This is a genomic window from Nocardia abscessus NBRC 100374 (assembly GCF_000308455.1).
GTDB lineage: Bacteria > Actinomycetota > Actinomycetes > Mycobacteriales > Mycobacteriaceae > Nocardia > Nocardia abscessus.
The window spans coordinates 1-15,881 of record NZ_BAFP01000262.1; the positions used below are offsets into that span (position 1 = coordinate 1).

At 68.9% G+C, this 15,881-nt stretch carries 17 protein-coding genes; 6 read left to right on the plus strand and 11 right to left on the minus strand.

The window, feature by feature from the left end; translation table 11 throughout:
* Window positions 1-911 precede the first annotated feature (911 nt).
* The 3 genes from ON19_RS32520 to ON19_RS32530 all read left to right on the plus strand — a co-directional run bounded on the left by ON19_RS32520 (window position 912) and on the right by ON19_RS32530 (window position 3,285).
* Window positions 912-2,432: a class I adenylate-forming enzyme family protein gene (locus ON19_RS32520; protein WP_051169537.1), complete on the plus strand. Its 1,521-nt coding sequence runs from the start codon at window positions 912-914 to the stop codon at window positions 2,430-2,432.
* 22 nt (window positions 2,433-2,454) lie between these two features.
* Entirely contained in the window at window positions 2,455-2,757 is a 303-nt protein-coding gene (locus ON19_RS32525) for a hypothetical protein (protein WP_043701609.1), read from the plus strand.
* Between the two features lie 180 nt (window positions 2,758-2,937).
* Window positions 2,938-3,285, plus strand: a complete 348-nt coding sequence (locus ON19_RS32530; protein WP_043701611.1) for a DUF4286 family protein — start codon at window positions 2,938-2,940, stop codon at window positions 3,283-3,285.
* Window positions 3,286-3,341: 56 nt separating this feature from the next.
* On the opposite strand, the gene ON19_RS32535 is transcribed toward ON19_RS32530, so the two are convergent.
* Both ON19_RS32535 and ON19_RS32540 read right to left on the minus strand, forming a co-directional pair.
* Entirely contained in the window at window positions 3,342-4,973 is a 1,632-nt protein-coding gene (locus ON19_RS32535) for an FAD-dependent oxidoreductase (RefSeq protein WP_043701613.1), read from the minus strand.
* 90 nt (window positions 4,974-5,063) lie between these two features.
* Entirely contained in the window at window positions 5,064-5,729 is a 666-nt protein-coding gene (locus ON19_RS32540) for a TetR/AcrR family transcriptional regulator (protein WP_043701615.1), read from the minus strand.
* 202 nt (window positions 5,730-5,931) lie between these two features.
* Here ON19_RS32540 and ON19_RS32545 point away from each other — a divergent pair, with 202 nt between their 5' ends.
* Window positions 5,932-6,927: an acyl-CoA dehydrogenase family protein gene (locus ON19_RS32545; RefSeq protein ID WP_043701668.1), complete on the plus strand. Its 996-nt coding sequence runs from the start codon at window positions 5,932-5,934 to the stop codon at window positions 6,925-6,927.
* Entirely contained in the window at window positions 6,908-8,083 is a 1,176-nt protein-coding gene (locus ON19_RS32550; RefSeq protein ID WP_043701619.1) for an acyl-CoA dehydrogenase family protein, read from the plus strand. Before ON19_RS32545 ends, ON19_RS32550 begins: the two co-directional genes overlap by 20 nt.
* Before the next feature lie 108 nt (window positions 8,084-8,191).
* On the opposite strand, the gene ON19_RS32555 is transcribed toward ON19_RS32550, so the two are convergent.
* From ON19_RS32555 to ON19_RS32565, 3 genes are all read right to left on the minus strand, one after another.
* Window positions 8,192-8,383 carry a ferredoxin gene (locus tag ON19_RS32555; protein WP_043701621.1) on the minus strand — a complete coding sequence of 64 codons (192 nt, stop codon included), beginning with the start codon at window positions 8,381-8,383 and terminating at the stop codon, window positions 8,192-8,194.
* 100 nt (window positions 8,384-8,483) lie between these two features.
* Window positions 8,484-8,756, minus strand: coding sequence for a ferredoxin (locus ON19_RS32560; RefSeq protein ID WP_043701624.1), 273 nt, complete (start codon window positions 8,754-8,756; stop codon window positions 8,484-8,486).
* Complete coding sequence (locus ON19_RS32565) at window positions 8,753-10,060, minus strand: NADH-ubiquinone oxidoreductase-F iron-sulfur binding region domain-containing protein (protein WP_043701626.1); 1,308 nt, start codon at window positions 10,058-10,060, stop codon at window positions 8,753-8,755. Before ON19_RS32565 ends, ON19_RS32560 begins: the two co-directional genes overlap by 4 nt.
* A gap of 75 nt (window positions 10,061-10,135) precedes the next feature.
* On the opposite strand from ON19_RS32565, the gene ON19_RS32570 reads away from it, so the two are divergent.
* Entirely contained in the window at window positions 10,136-10,609 is a 474-nt protein-coding gene (locus tag ON19_RS32570; protein ID WP_043701629.1) for a hypothetical protein, read from the plus strand.
* A 44-nt stretch (window positions 10,610-10,653) separates the two neighbouring features.
* Here ON19_RS32570 and ON19_RS32575 read toward each other — a convergent pair whose 3' ends face one another.
* The 6 genes from ON19_RS32575 to ON19_RS32600 are packed head-to-tail and all read right to left on the minus strand — an operon-like array spanning window position 10,654 to window position 15,853.
* On the minus strand, window positions 10,654-11,520 hold the full coding sequence (locus ON19_RS32575; protein WP_043701671.1) for an alpha/beta fold hydrolase: 867 nt from the start codon (window positions 11,518-11,520) through the stop codon (window positions 10,654-10,656).
* Between the two features lie 36 nt (window positions 11,521-11,556).
* Window positions 11,557-11,949, minus strand: a complete 393-nt coding sequence (locus ON19_RS32580; RefSeq protein ID WP_040864065.1) for a Rieske (2Fe-2S) protein — start codon at window positions 11,947-11,949, stop codon at window positions 11,557-11,559.
* Window positions 11,950-13,095 (minus strand): amidohydrolase family protein, encoded by a 1,146-nt coding sequence (locus tag ON19_RS32585; protein ID WP_043701633.1) that lies wholly within the window; start codon window positions 13,093-13,095, stop codon window positions 11,950-11,952.
* A gap of 21 nt (window positions 13,096-13,116) precedes the next feature.
* Window positions 13,117-14,208: an amidohydrolase family protein gene (locus ON19_RS32590; protein ID WP_043701634.1), complete on the minus strand. Its 1,092-nt coding sequence runs from the start codon at window positions 14,206-14,208 to the stop codon at window positions 13,117-13,119.
* A gap of 30 nt (window positions 14,209-14,238) precedes the next feature.
* Window positions 14,239-15,603: a cytochrome P450 gene (locus ON19_RS32595; protein WP_043701637.1), complete on the minus strand. Its 1,365-nt coding sequence runs from the start codon at window positions 15,601-15,603 to the stop codon at window positions 14,239-14,241.
* A gap of 58 nt (window positions 15,604-15,661) precedes the next feature.
* Window positions 15,662-15,853 (minus strand): ferredoxin, encoded by a 192-nt coding sequence (locus tag ON19_RS32600; protein ID WP_043701639.1) that lies wholly within the window; start codon window positions 15,851-15,853, stop codon window positions 15,662-15,664.
* Window positions 15,854-15,881 lie beyond the last annotated feature (28 nt).

Genomic DNA, 15,881 nt, shown 5'->3' on the forward strand with positions numbered 1-15,881 from the left:
CTGGCGGCCGCGGCGCGCGCCTCGGCCGCCTGTGCCTCCGCCTCCGCCGCCTCGGCGGCCAGCGCGAGTTCGTCGACATCGGCATCGCCGGACGAGTCGTGGCCCGGGATCCGTTCGTCGCCGTCCGGTACGGGTGGCGGCTTCACGTTGTTTCCGGTAATCGAGCTCATCACCACCTCCGCGGCGTCGCATCGGATCGCGCGGGCCGACTTGGCCGTCGTCCGATCCGGATGGGTAGGGCAAGGAATGAGAATGACGTTATCACATAAGACTGTGACCCAGCTCGCATCATGCTGTTCAGGCGTACCGAGTTAGGGCAATAACCTGCGTAAATGTTGTTTCCACTTAATCTCGAGGAGACTGTCGGGCGGCTGGGTGGGTGCTCGGCTCGCGCAACTGTCCGATGGCCGGAGCTTTCAGTGCGGATGGCTGCTCGGGTCGATCTGTCAGGGATCCCCCCGCGGCGACGAGTCGGATGGACGGAGGAGGTGTCCGCGCTCTGGGGTGCAGGTGCGGGTTGAGCGACGGTCATTTCGATCCGCTGTTCGATAGCCCCGCTGAGGCGACGCCGCAGTTCCGGCTGGGCGGAGGGTTCGGGCAATCGCGTACCGGGAGCGTTGAATTGAACCCGGTCGCCATTTGCGCGTCGGCCACCTCGATGAAGCTGCCGAATCGGCGAGATGTCCGCAGCGGCGGACAGGGACCGCTGTCGCCGAAGTTCGACCACCCGTGCCGAAGGATGCTTCCGGCCGAGGCGGGGCAGCGGTTGTCCGAGATGTTGCGCCGGCCCGGTCGGTCGGAACGGATCGTTCCGGCGGGCTGCGGTCACATAGCGTGAATATGCTATTCTCCGATAACGAGAATGCCAATATCGTAGCGCGCCCGGAGGGCGGTCGCGGAGAGGGTGCGGAATGAGCGTTTCGCTCTTGCTGGACATGGCTGCCTCGAGCAACCCGGACCGGCCTGCGGTGGTGTGCGACGAGGTGCGCTGGACCGCGTCCGAACTGAACGCGCGCGGGCAGGGCGGCGCGGCGGTGATCGGGAACTCCGGCGCACGGAGCGTGGCCTATGTGGGGACAGGCGGCCATCTGCTGCCGCTGCTGATCTTCGCTTCGGCGGGGGCTGGAATTCCCTTCACGCCCTTGAATTATCGGCTCGGCGTCGACTCCTTGCGTGAGTTGATCGCTCGGCTGGACGATCCGCTGGTGGTCTGCGACGACGAGTACCACGACATCGTCGCCTCCTTCGGCGGCAGGATCATGCGGTCGCGGGCATTCGCCGATGCGGCCGCCACCGCCGATGCGCTCGTCGACGCCGAGCCGCCCGACCCCGATCACGTGGCCGTGGTGCTGTTCACCTCGGGGACGACCTCGCGGCCCAAAGCGGTCGAGCTGTCGCACAACAATCTGGTCAGCTACATCACCGGGACGGTCGACTTCGACTCGGCCGGACCCGCGGACGCCGCGCTGATCTGTGTGCCGCCCTATCACATCGCCGGTATCGGCGCCGCGCTCTCCAACCTGTACGCGGGCCGGACGATGGTGTACCTGCGCAACTTCGACGCCGCGCGATGGATCGAGCTGGTCGCCGACGCGGGAGTCACCACCGCGACCGTGGTGCCGACCATGCTCGATCGCATCGTGACCGAACTGGAGCGCTCCGGCGCACAGTTGCCCACCCTGCGCAATCTCGCCTACGGCGGATCGAAGGTCGCGCTGCCGTTGGTACGTAAGGCGCTGGACCTGCTGCCCGGGGTGGGTTTCGTCAACGCCTACGGCCTGACCGAAACCAGTTCCACGATCGCGGTGCTCGGGCCGGAGGACCACCGGGCCGCGCACCACTGCGCCGACCCGGCGGTCGCGCGGCGGCTCGGCTCCGTGGGGCAGCCGGTGCCCGGCGTCGAAGTGCAGATCCGGGACGACAGCGGCCGGGTCTTGCCCGCGGGCGCGACGGGGGAGCTGTTCGTGCGAGGGCCGCAGGTGTCCGGCCGGTACACCGGGATCGGGTCGGTGCTGGACGACGAGGGATGGTTCCCGACCAAGGACGTCGCGATGCTCGACGCCGACGGCTACCTGTTCATCGGCGGCCGCTCCGACGACACGATCATCCGCGGCGGCGAGAACATCGCGCCGGCCGAGATCGAGGATGTGCTGGTCGAGCATCCCGCGGTGCGCGAGGTCGCGGTCATCGGCGTGGAGGACGCGCAGTGGGGCCAGATCATCGTGGCGGTGGTGGTGCCCGCCAATGGCGCGACACCCGATCCTGCCGCGCTGCGCGACTACGTCCGGGCCGGGCTGCGCGGCTCCCGCACGCCCGACCGGGTCGTGTTCCGGGATTCGCTGCCCACGACACCGACCGGAAAGGTGCTGCGCCGCGAGCTCGTCGAGGAGTACGGCCCACGGCCCGCGGCGGATGTCGCCGCCACTACGTAGTCACCGTCAGGAAAGGATGACAATGGTCAAGAACGGCACTCGCCTGCGCAGTCAGGTGTGCGACACCGAGGTGATCGTGGTGAAGGCCGCGGACAGTCTGGACGATCTTCGCGCCGGGGGTGTTCCGATGGTCCCGATCGGCGCGGAACGCGCCACCGGCGCCGAGCCGGCAGTGGACTTCGCCGACGGCAATCTGATGGGTAAGCGCTACGTCGACGATTCCGGCGCCGAGATTCTCGTGACGAAGGCCGGAGCGGGCACGCTCAGCGTCGGCACCACCCGGTTGGCGCTGAAAGAGGCCAAGCCCCTCCCGGCCAGCGACTGACCGGTTCCTGATCGGCCGCGGGCCGCGCGACCGCCGCAATGCGGCGCCCGCGCGGCCCGCCGCCGTTTCCCGCACATTCTGCAAGCAATATTCTTACGATCAGAAAGTATTATTCTCATCGTCTCACGCGGGCCCGGCGCCCACGCCGCGGCGCCGAGACGGAGCGGAAGGACGCGAAACGTGGCGGAATCGAAGATGCTGGTGTTCTCCAACGCCGTGGCGGGGCAGGACGAGGAGTTCAACGAGTGGTACGACACCAAGCACCTCGCCGAGGTGGTCGCCGTGCCGGGCGTGTCGAGCGGGCAGCGATTCGAGCTCGTGCCCGCTGCCCTGCCCGGCGGAAACGCCGCGGCGCCCGCGCACCGGTACCTCGCGGTGTACGAGCTGAGTGACGATCCGGACAAGGTTGTGCAGGCGTTTGTGGCCCGCGCGGGCAACGGGGAGATCGAACTCAGCAAGGCACTGGATGTCTCGACGCTGGCCGTCTCGGTGTGGCGTGCCAGGAGCGCGGGACAAACCGCGGACTGAGCCGACGGCCCGGGGGCGTCGCCGCATCGACCGCGACGCCCTCGGGTGCGCCGGTATCAGCGCCGTGCCACCGCCAGCATCTCATCGACGGAGAAGAACTTGACGCGGGGGCGGGTGGCCGCGGCGCCGCGCTCGCGCTCCGCGGCGTCGATAGCCCGCCAGCCCGTCCATCCGACGGCATCGGCGCCGCGCTCGATCATCCGCGCGCGCAACGCTTCCCGGTCGCCCACTTGCCGATCCAGCGCCCCACTGTGGAAATCGGCCAGCAGCGCCGCGACGGTTTCCGCGGCGCAAGCCCGGTTGGTCCCGATGACACCGCGCGGCCCGCGTTTGATCCAACCGGCCACGTAGACACCGGGCAGAGCGGCTCCGGTATCGCCGACGACACGGCCCTGCTGGTTCGGCACGGTGCCGGTGCGCGCGTCGTACGGCAGGCCGCCGACCGGATCGCCCTGGTAACCGATGGATCGAAGCACCAGCGACGTTTCGATCGAATCCGTCTCGCCGCCGAGGGAGCCCGCGAGGAATGTTCCGTCCTCGGCGATCCGATTGCGCACGGTGCGCAGTTGTTCCACGTGTTCGCCGCCGACGAGTTCGGCCGGCGAGGTGAGGTACCGGAACACGATCCGCTTGTGGCCCTCGGTCGCCGGGCGCGCGGCGAATTCGCGGGCGATCTCCAGTTTGAGCGCCGTCTCCACGTCGTCGTCCGGGTGCGCCGTGAGGTCGCCGCCCTCGATGATCACGTCGATGCCGGTCAGATGTCCCAGCGCGTGGAACTCGCCCACCGAGAACGCGGCGTCGCGCGGACCGCGCCTGCCGAGCACGACCACTTCCTCGATGTGACTGTGCGCCAGCGCCTCCAACGCGTATTCGGCGATATCGGTGGCGGCGAGGTCCTCCGGTGACATCAGCAGCACTCGGGCCACGTCGAGCGCGACGTTGCCGTTCCCCACGACGACCGCCCGCCGCGCCGACAGGTCGAACCGGCGCCCGGCGTGGTCGGGGTGCCCGTTGTACCAGCCGACGAACTCGGCGGCCGCGTGGTGGCCCGGCAGGTGCTCCCCGGGGATGCCGAGGTCGCGGCTCGCGGAGGCTCCGACGGCGTAGATCACCGCGTGATGGTGCGCGAGCAGATCGGCATGGGTCAGTGTCTGCCCGATCTCCACGTTGAGGTGGCAGCCGAATCGACTGTCGGCGAAGGCGGCATCGAAGATCCGCACCACCGATTTGGTGCGCTGGTGGTCGGGCGCCACACCGGCCCGGATCAGGCCGAACGGGGTGGGCAAGCGCTCGAACAGATCGACCTCGACGCCGCCGATCTCCAGCAGTTCGGCCGCGGCGTAGCAGGCCGCGGGTCCCGCGCCGACGACGGCGACACGCAGTGCGCCCGGCTCGATCGATGTGCGTTTGGTCAGCGGCTCGATCATCCCGGGCTCCAGGGGGTGGTGCCGGAAGTACGCGGCGTTGATCTCCCGGAATCGTTCCATCTCCGGCGGAAGGTCGAACTCGGAATAGATCGCGTCGACCGGGCACTCGTCGGCGCATGCGCCGCAGTCGATGCAGGTCTCCGGATCGATGAACAGCATCTGCGTGCCGCGCTCGTCACCCGTGGGCCGGATGCAGTCCACCGGGCATGCCGCCACGCAGCTGGCGTCCTTGCAGCAGTTCTGGGTGATGACGTAAGCCACCGGCTGACCTCCTCGAAGTGTGGCGCGAATCCGCCAGGGCACACCGGTAGTGTAAACCACGTTATCAATAATTGAGAGGATAGTTCTCGTTCAGGTTCCGGAGCGGCGGCCCGTGATGCCGTGGGCGCAGAAGTTCCAGACCTCCTCGGGAGTGAGCGGCCGGGCCTCGGGATCCGCGTTAGCGGGCTGCGAGGTGAACATCACGGTATGCATGATCATCGCCGCGAGTCGGCGCGGATTGGCCGCGGTGGTCAGCCTGCCCGCCGCCTGCGCCTCGGTCATCAAATCGGCGAACAGTGCGAACAGCGAAGCGTGCGCCATCCGTACCTCCGCCGGATGGGAACTCAGCAATTGCGGTGAGAACTCAGTGAACAGCGGCCGTCGTGCGTCCGGATCCGGCCGGCACAGCTGGAACAGCAACTCCACCGCCGTGCGCAGCCGGTCCAGCGGCTCGCCGCTGTTGATCGTGGCCGCGCGGATCTGCTCGACCGTGCGGCCCAGCGCGTCCTCGTACAACGCGAGCAGCAGTTCGTGCTTGCCGTCGAATTGCAGATAGAAACTGCGCAGTGACTGCCGCGACCGGTCGACGACCTCCTGCACCGTGAAATCCGTACTGCCCTTCTCGGTGATGATCGCCTGCGCGGCGTCGAGGAACCGCTGCACCCGCTGTCCGGCCCGCAGCTTGGCCGTGCGCAGCGATCGCTCCACGGCGCGCTGTTTCCAGGCGGGCTCACGCCGCCCCTCGACGTCAGTCATGGCCGCCCCATCCCGCGCGCCGACCTGTTCGCACCCGCCGCAAACCATGCATCACCGCATGATACTCGCTCGGAATCATCATTCTTCCTCTTCAGCCATTAGCATCTGAGAATTGAAACTACTATTATCGTTACTGAAGAACCATATTCTCGCGGCAGTTCGAGGGAAGTGGTTCCCGAGAGTCGTCGAGGAGGGCGATCGGATGTTGCTGGAGTTCGACTCCGATCAGCGGTTGTGGCAGGGCACCGTGCGCGACGTGGTCGCCAGACACTGTCCCCCCGCGCTGATCAGGGACATAGCCGATCGCGGCGCGGATCCCGGACCCCTGTGGAAGGTCTATCTCGACCAGGGCTGGACCGCGCTCACCGATCCGGCCGAGACGGTCGAGCTGACGATCCTGCTGGAGGAATTGGGGCGGGCCACCGATCCGACCCCTTACCTGGCCACGATGACCCACTACGCGCCGCTGGCCGGTGACGCCCACCCCGCGACGGCGGCCTCTGCGGTGTTCGACGGCATCTCGGCACGCCGCGACGGCGCGGGGTGGACGCTGGACGGCACCGCACAGGTGCTCGACGGCGACCGAGCCGAGCGGTTCGCGGTCGCGACCGGGGCCGGGGTGTTCGTGGTCCCCGCCGACCGGGTCGCCGCGCGCCGGATCACGGTGTTCGACCCGCTGCTGCACGTGGCCCAGGTGACGCTGGAACAGGTGCGCGTCGGCCCGTCCGACCGAGTGCACCGCGATGTGCGCCACGCCAGGGAGGTAGCCCTGACCGGGCTCGCGGCCACCATGGTCGGCGCGTGTCAGCGAGTGCTGGATCTGGTCGTCGAGCACGTGCGCGTGCGCCGCCAGTTCGGGGCGCCGATCGGCGCGTTCCAAGCCGTCGCGCACAAGGCCGCCGACATGCACGTGGCCGTCCAGCGCGCCCGTGCGCTGACCTACTGGGCCGCGCTGACCATCTCGGCCGACGACCCGCGCAGGCAGTTGGCCGCCGTCATGGCCAAGGCGGCCGCGGGCGAGTGCCAAGCGGTGGTTTTCCGCAACGGCCTGCAACTGTTCGGCGCCATGGGTTACACGTGGGAGAACGATGTGCAGTTCGCGTTGAAACGGGCCAAGGCCGGGGAGCTGCTCCTCGGCGGCGCCGACGAGCATCGCGCGACGATTGCGAGGGAGTACCGTGCAACTGACCTTCGATGACGATGTAGAGGCGTTCCGCGCCGAGTTCGTCGAATTCCTCGACCGGAACCTGCCGCCGGAGGCCGCGGCGGGTGAGCGCCCGCGATCGACCGCCCATGTCCCGGAGTGGGCGCGGCAGTGGCAGCGGCTGCTGTTCGAGCACGGCTGGCTGGTGCCGGGCAACCCGCCGGAGTTCGGCGGCCGCAATGCCGGGATCCTGCAGCAATACGTGCACCGCGAGGAACTGGCCCGGCGGCGCGTCTACGAGAACTTCAATCCGCAAGGTGTCGGTATCGTCGCCGCCTCCCTGATCACCTTCGGGACGCCGGAGCAGCGGCAGCGCTGGGCGGTACCGATCCTGCGCGGCGACCGCACCGCCGCCCTCGGGATGAGCGAGCCGGACGCGGGCTCGGATCTGGCGGGTCTGCGCACCCGGGCGGTGTTGCGCGGCGACCGTTTCGTCGTCGACGGGCACAAGATCTGGACCTCCGGTGCGCACGATGCCGATGTGCTGCTGGTGTTCGTGCGGACCGATCCCGACGCGCCGAAGCACCGCGGAATCTCGGCCCTGCTCATCCCCACCGATCTGGCCGGGGTGCGCTGCAGGCCGTTCGCCTCGGTCTGCGACCCGGCGGACCTCGATTTCAACGAGGTCTTCTTCACCGAGGTCGAGGTGCCCGCCGAGAACCTGGTGGGTGAGCTGCACAAGGGCTGGCGGGTCGCCAACGGGTCGCTCGGGCACGAGCGCACGCTGCTGTGGCTCAGCTTCGCGGATCGGCTGGATGGTCTGCTGGCCGATTTCCGGCCGGATACCGCCGTGGCCGCCGATCGCTACGCCGAGCTCGTCCTCGACGCGCACGCGCTGCGTCTGCTCGGATCGGACGCGCTGGCCAAGGCGGCGCGCGGTGAGGACGCCGGCCCGGGACTCTCGGTGCTCAAACTGCTGGGTTCCGAGGCCGTGCAACGCGGGTCCGAACATGCCTTGGCGGCCGCGGGGCCGAGCGGGCTGCCGCACCCCGACATCACGGCGCGGCACAGCGTGTTCAACCTGGAGGAGACCGCGCCGGGCTGGTTCGAGCGATTCGTGCGCAGCTTCGCGGGCACGATCGCGGGCGGCACGTCGGAGATCCAGCGCAACATCATCGCCGAACGCATCCTGGGTCTGCCCCGGCAGTGACGGGCCCGCCGGTCGGTGGCCTCGACGCATGTCGGCCGCTGACCGGCGAACCCGCCGCGCGCCCGCCCATTTCGTACCGACCGGACGGTGGACGGGCGCTCGTACGGCTCACTCGATGAGCGAGATGGCCGCGCGCGGGCATTGCGCTATCGCGTCGCGCACGCGCGATTCGACGTCCGGGGTCACCTCCGGCTGCAGTACGTGCAGTTCGTCCTTGTCGTCCAGCTCGAACACCTCGGGGATGATGCCCATGCAGATGCCGTTGCTCTCGCAGGTGCGGTAATCGACCTCGATTCTCATCGCGCCGCCTTCTTCTCGCAGTGGTGGTGGCCTACCGTGCGACATGCCGACGTCGCCGGTTCCGAGGTGTCGGTGCGCGCCGACGTCCTGCTGTGCTCGCTCATCGCGGCTGCTCCTGGCCGAGTGGCTCCGCCGCCGAGGCGGGCGCCGAAGTCGCCGGGGGAGGGTCGGTTTCGGGCTCGGGTAGGGCGATGATGGCGTGCACGGGGCAGTCCAGCAGCGCGCGCAGCACCCCGTCCTGGTCTGCCGCCGCCACGACGCCGGTCCCTTCCAGGGTCGCGTAGCCCCAGTCGTCGAGCGAGAAATGCGCGGGCGCGTGCTTGGCGCACAGGCCGAATCCGTCGCACAGCGTCCGATCGAGCCGAATTCTCATGCCGGCATCACCGCTTCCACGTCGAACGGCCGGTCGGCCAGGTAGACACCGCAGGCGCAGGTGGAGCACCGGCCCTCGAGATGCGCCGTGACCTCCGCGGAGAATCGCGCCAGCAGCGTGGCAGCGGCGTTGGCCGCTCCGTCCAAGGTGCCGCAGGCGCCGCGTCCGCGCAGCACCACCGACCAGCGCTCCAGTCGTTCGATGTCCGCGGCGGTGGCCAGCCCGTCGCGCAGCGCGGTGGTCGCCGCCGCCATCGCCGCGGTGCCGTTGAAGCAGGATCCGCACTGGCCCGCGTTCTCGCGGTCGAAGTAGTTCAGCACGGCCGCCGCCACGGCGACCGGGCACTCGCCGGTGAGCAACGAGATCGCCCCGCACCCCAGGCCGCTGCCGAGGCCGCGGATGGATTCGTGGTCCAACGTGGCCGTCAGCACCGCACGATCCACCATGCCCCCGAAATAGCCGCCCAGCAGAGCGCCGCGGACTTCCTCGGGCGCCACGCCGTGCAAGGCGAGCACATCGGCGAACCGCGTGCCGTGCGGCAGCTCGTACAGCGCGGGCGGACGCCCGCCGCCGGCGACGGTGGCCAGGAAGGTGCCCGGCGACTGCGCGGTTCCCGCCTCTCGGAATGCCGCACCGCCGTACCGGTGGACGAACGGCAGATGCGCCAAGGTCTCCACGTTGCTGACCACCGTCGGCAGCCCGTCGACGCCTTGTTCGAACGGGCGCGGCGGCTTGTCCGAGGGCTTGGCCGGGCCACCGTTGATGGCACGCACCGCCGCGGTCTCCTCCCCGGCGACATAGGCCGGGGCCACGGTGACGAGTTCGATGGCGATCTCGCCGAGTCCGGCCGCGTCGAGTTCGGTCAGGGCGGCGTCGATCCGGCGCGCGGACCGCGGGTCCGAGACGTAGACGTAGGCGCGCCGCGCGCCGACGATTCCGGCCGCCAGCCGCACTCCGTCCAGGACGAGGTGCGGGCGGTGGCGCATCAGCCATTTGTCCTTGACCGAGGCGGGCTCGCCTTCTTCCCCGTTGGCCACGACCACGGTCTCGTTCCCGCGCAGCCCGGCTTCCCGGACGCCGCCCAGTTTGACCGCGATCGGGAACGCCGCGCCGCCGCGACCGAGCAATCCGCTGTGCCGGACCTGCGCCAGCACCGTGTCCACGGAGCCGAGCGCCCGGTAGCCACCGGCCGCGCGGTACGCGGCGAGGTCTTCGCCGTCGCCGTCCGCCCGCAGCAGGCGGGGCATACAGCCGGGCGCCGGGGCCACGGTGAGCCCGGTGACCGGCTCGACAGTTTCTTGCATGGCAACCTCTTCTGGCTGATGGTGGATCGTGGACCGGAACGGCGTTCTCCGATCGCGGCGGTTACGCTTGCGGACATGAGAACCGCGGTGCTGCGTATCAATGTCGACCCGGCCGGGCAGCTCACCGCGACGGAGCTGGCGGACGGAATGCGGGCATTGACCGCGCACGCCGCCTCGATTCCGGCCGAGACGCAGGACGACGATCTGGCGGGCAAGCCCGCCGCGCGGCGCGAAGTCCAATTGCTGGTCGCGACAGACGATCCCGACGCTGCGGTGCGCGAGGCGGTGCGGGTGTGCGCCGCGGCGTTCGGCACCACCCCGGCGGCCGGTGTGGTGACCTTCGTCAGCCGCGGGACCGATGACGACGCGCACGGCGTCCTCGCCGGTTTCGGAGTGACCGGCGAGATCACCCGGGCGCAGGACGCCGACGGTTTCGACGTGGTATCGGTGACGCTGCGCGAATCCGATCTGGAACGGGTGCCCGAGAGCCGGATTCACACCGCCCTGGAGGCGTCGCTGAACTGCGAGGTCCGCATCCACACCCGGTGAGGGACCCGGGCGGGCGCCGGACATCGAGCGCGCGGGCCCGGCCATCAGCCGTCCAGGAACTTCAGGATCGCGGGCGCCGCCAGCACCCAGGTGTCGAACAAGTTGTAGTGGTTCACTTTTCCGCTCGCGCGATCCTCGACCGCGCGCTCCCAGGCGTCCTCCGGCCACGGCGGATCGATCAGCGTGGAGCCCTCGATCAGGCAGCTCACCTCGAGTGACGTGCGCTTCGGGTGGTCCAGGTCGCCCGCGCCGCCACGAATGATCAACGTGGGGACGCGGATGCGGTCGAACATCTCGTCGTCCACTCCGGGGATCGTCTGGCCCGGCTTCGGGACATAGGCGCCGAGCCACCGCAACGACAGCTTCACGAACTCGTCGCGGTCCAGGCCCAGCAGGCGCTGCTCATTGGCCGGATTCTGGGCGATCCGCTCGCGCCACTCCCGCATCCGGGGCAGACCCGCGACCCCGCTTCCACGCACGACCTGCAAGCTGGGCAGCACGTAATAGGCGCCCAGGTTGAACATCCCGTAGATGCCGCCGACGATATTCCACAGCACCAGTTTGGTTACCCGCTCGGGATAGAGCATCGCCGTCAGCATCGAGTCGCGGGCGCCGCCGGAGCCGCCCGCCAGCACGCACGGGCCCGCGTCCAGTGCGGAGAGCAGGCCGTCGAGCGTCTGCGCCCGCATGTGCGACTCCGTCGGCCCGTAGAACTGCACGTCGGAGGCGCCGCAGTTGGGGCGGTCCCACAGCAGCACCGAATATCCGCCTTCGACGAAGGCTTCGGCCAGCGGACGCAACCCGGGCACGTCCATGCCGAACCGGCCACCCGGCGTCAGGACGACGAGATCGCCGGAATCGCCGAGGATCTCGTAGACGACCTTGCCACCGTTGATCTCCACCGAGGACACGCGGGCCGCGCCGCTTTCGCTGTTCACGCGGGCGCCTCAGGCCATGACCACGACGTCGTCACCGACGATCCGGACCGGGTAGGTGCGAATGCTCCACTCGGGCTTCACCGCGGTGGTGCCGGTCGCCAGCTCGAAACCCCATTGGTGCCATGGGCAGTAGATGTATTCCTTGTCCCGCACCATGACCGCGTCGCCGGGAACGGACTCGTCGACGACGGTGCGTCCGCGGGCCCGGCCCGCGCACAGCGGCCCGCCCTCGTGCGGACAGTAGTTCGCGATGGCGTAGAACGTTCCGTCGACGTTGTAGACGCCGACGCCGTGCCTGCCGATCGGCACCACCTTGGACGAGCCGGGCGGGATCTCGTCGACGGTCGCGACGACGTGTTCGCGCCCCTGCGCCAGCCGTGGCGTCTCGGATTCGTCCGGCACTCAGAACACCCGCCTCTGGCCGTCGATGGCGGGCACCGTTTCCGGCAAGTGATAGGTCTCGATGCCGTTGCGGTACATCACTCGGTCGCGTGCGTGCTGCGGCAGGTGCTTGACCAGCCAGCGGGGATCGTCGAAGGTCCAGTGCGGATAGTCCGAGGAGTACAGCAGGATCTTGTCCGCCTCCATCCATTCGAACGCCCGGGTGAGTTCGGTCTTGTCCTCGGGATAGTCCAGCGGCTGGGTGGTGAACTTGATGTGCTGCTTGACGTACTCCGAGGGCTTGCGCCGAATTCCGGTCCACGACTTGCGCGCTTCGTAGACGGCGTCCATCCGCCACATCAGCGGCAGGATCCAGGAGAAGGCGTGCTCCACGAACACGATCCGCAGGTCCGGGAATCGGTCGAACACCCCGTCGAAGATCAGGCTCATGATCTGGTTCGCCGCCAGCAGCGAATAGGTGACCATGAAGTCGTGGTTGTAGCTGGGGAATCCGACCGGCGGCATGGGCATCGTCTCGTATGCCCCGCGGCCGAGATGGCAGCTGACCACCAGATCGTGCTTGGTTGCGGTGGCCCAGATCGGGTCGTACTTCGGATCGCCCCAGGCCGGACGAGGTTCGGCCTTGATCAGGATCTGCACCATGTACGGGTGCCCGGCCCAGTGCTCGATCTCGCGGACCGCGCCCTGCGGGTCGTCGATGGCCGCGCAGATCGAGCCGCGCCAGCGCTGGTGCCAGTTGTTCTTCGGGTCCAGCCAGTGGTTGGCCTGCCAGTGGTTGATACCCGTCGCCAGCGCCTGAGTGGCTTCGGCGAGCCGGGTGGCCTTGACCGTCGGTTCCAGGATCGCGATGTCGGAGCCCGCCTCGACGATCAGCTGCCGGAAGGCCAGTTCCGGGTCACTGCCCGGGAATTCGCCGTCGGCGGGGAAGGTGTCCACCCGCATCGCGTAGGAGTGCGCGTAGTCGGGAGCGTCGTAGATGATCGTCTCGCCGACCCGGTGACTGAGGAAGTACGAGCTGCGGTACGGCTCGGGGATGTATTCCACGAGTTCCCGGCGTCGTGGCACGGGGTGCACGTCCGAGTCGACGACCCGGACGGCGACCTGCTCGGGCGCTGGAGTGGGGTGCTGCTGGTGGGCCAGCGTCATGGTCGTCTCCCTTCTTCGCGACTAATCGGTGACCAGCTCGGCCGCGATGTCGATTCCGTAGAGCTGGGACGCGTTGCGCCAGCAGAGCTTCTCGCGCTGCCGCGCGGTGAGCGTGGACGGGAGCCCGTCGACGTCCCCGCAGTGCCAGTGCGGATAACTGGAGCCGAACATCACCATGTCCTCCTTGCCGGTGAAACCGAGCCACTCGGCGGCGAATTCGGTGTCGCCGGGTCCGTCGAGGCTGCCCTGGACGAAGAACACGTGACCGGGCAGGTAGTCGCTGGGCATCCGCGGTGACCAGGGCGTCTGCTCCAGGTGCGGCCTGCCGAAGGTGTCCATCCGCCAGGTGAAGGGGGTCAGCAGGTCGGCCGCGCCGTCGGCCCAGACGAACCGCAACGACGGCATTCGCTCGAACACGCCTTCGGCGATCATGTTCATCAGGTGGTAGACGTAGTTCAGCGACATGAACCCGAGGTACTGCTCGTAGGTCCGGGTGTGCCCGGACGGCGTGGGCGGGAAGCCGATGCTCTCGCCGGTCTCGATGTGCGCCGCCACCGGCAGGCCGGCCTCGGCCGCTGCCTCCCACAACGGCCAGAACTGCGGCTTGCCGTAGAGTTCGCGCGACTGCAAGGGGATACCGACCTGGACGACGCCGGGGTGGTCGGCCCACTTGCCGATCTCGCGCAGCGCCCCCGGGATGTCCTCGGGGTTCACCCGGATGGTGCCGCGATACCGGGAGGCGTACGCGCCGGCATCCAGCCACCGCGACACCATCATCTCGTTGTGCGCGGCCAGCATCGCGGTGGTCAGGTGCCGGTCCGGCAGGACGCCCCGGGTCATGGGATGCAGGATCGCGACGTCCACGCCACGCGTCTCGAACAGGTGCCCGCCGACCACGTCCGGGTCGGACCCCGGGTACCCGCGGCCGGGCCCCCTGGTGCCCTCGGCGTACTCCCCGCCCGGCGCGCCGTACCAATCCATCTCGGCGTCCGGGATGCCGCGGCTGGAGAACGGCTCGCGCAGGAAGCCGCGCATGTCCTTGTTCGAGGTGAAGAAGATGTGCACGCTGGCGTCGATGACGGGGGTGCTGATGCCGTCGGAAAGCGTTCTCATCCCATATCTCCCGGTGTGCGCAGGTACACGTCAGTCGATCCGCGCTATGTCGGGACGCTCGGTCACCGGCGCCGCGAGTTGCTGCTCGTCACAGATCCGCTGCAGTTTCTCCAGGGTCTCCTCCAGCCCGGCGCCCAGGCGCGGTCCCGGCGTGAAGGTGGCGGGCAGGTGCCGCATGCCCTGGATGACCCCGATGGTCTCGTAGTGCACGGTGCCCTCGGGATCGCAGCGGTAGTCGGGCATCCGGTCGAGCACAGCGGTGAGCATGGACTTGAACACGGTGCGCGCGACGTTCGACCCGATGCAGCGATGCACGCCGAGACCGAAGCTGAAGTGCCGGTTACCCTTGCGATCCAGGACCACCTCGTTGGGATCGGGGAAGATCGCGGGATCGCGGTTGGCCATCGCCCAGGAAAGCCACAGGCGCTCACCCTCTTCGAAGCGGGTGTCCTCGACGACGCAGTCGGCCGAGATGGTGCGCCCGTCACCCGGCGCGGGCGTGAAGAAACGCAGGAACTCCTCGGTGGCCGAGTCGAGCAGGGCCTCGCGCTCGCGGCTCAGCAGCTCGCGCTGGTCCGGGTGGTCGGACAGCCATTCCAGCGAGTGCGCGGTGAGCGCGGTGGTGGTGTCGAATCCGCCGCCGATGATCAGCCCGAGCATTCCGAGCAGTTCGATGTCCGGCGCGGGCTCGCCGTCGATGTGCAGCTCGGTCAGCCCGCGCACCAGGCCGGGGCGCGGGTTCTGCTTGATCTCGGCGAGGTTGGTCAGCAGGTCGATGCCCATCGCGCGGTGCATCTCGGCCACCCGCGCCGCGTCGGGCGAATCCTCCGGCGTGTACACCGCGGCGTGCACCGGCTCGCTGTAGAGGGACCACTGCCGCAACGGAATCCCGAGCATGGCCAGGGTCAGCACGGCGGGGACGACGTTGGCGAGATCATCGACGAAGTCGATCCGCCCGCTCTCGATCTTCTCGTCCAGACTCGCCCGCACGATCTCGTCGATCACCGGCTCCCAGCGCCGGACCGCGGCGGGGGAGAGGTAGGGGTTGAGCACCTGGCGGTAGAGCCGGTGCTCCGGATCGTCCATCTCCAGCATGCCGCCACGGACGACCTGCGCGCGCCGGGCGGGCGGAATGGAAATTCCCTTGTAGCCCTTCCGCTCTCCGTGCAGGTCGTGATCGTTGGAGACGTGTGGGCAGCGGGCGAGCTCGAAGACCGCGTTGCCGCCGCTGGCCACCCAGTGACCGTCGTAGGTGTCGCTCCACGCGATCGGGCACTTCGCGTGCAGTTCCTCGGTGATCTCCTGGAACCGGTGCCGGTATTCCGGCGTATGCCGGTCGAAGTGGTACCGGTTCTTCTTGCGGTCCTGATCGGCGACTGCGTCGTCAATGCTCACGATGATGTTCCTCTGCTGCTACGGAATTCGGCGCGCCGGCACGGCGGCGACGGGGCGTTCAGGAGAGGGAGATGGCGCGCTCCGGGCACGATCGCACGGCTTCACGCACCTGCTCCTCCTGATCGGACGGGACATCGCCCGCGATGGCCGTCGCGTGTCCGTCGACGTCGCTCAGCTCGAATGCCGCCGGTGCGTTGATCGCGCACAGGGTGTGTCCCTGACACCGATCCGGATCGACTCGGACCTTCACTGATATTCCTCCGCACTCGTCGTGGGTT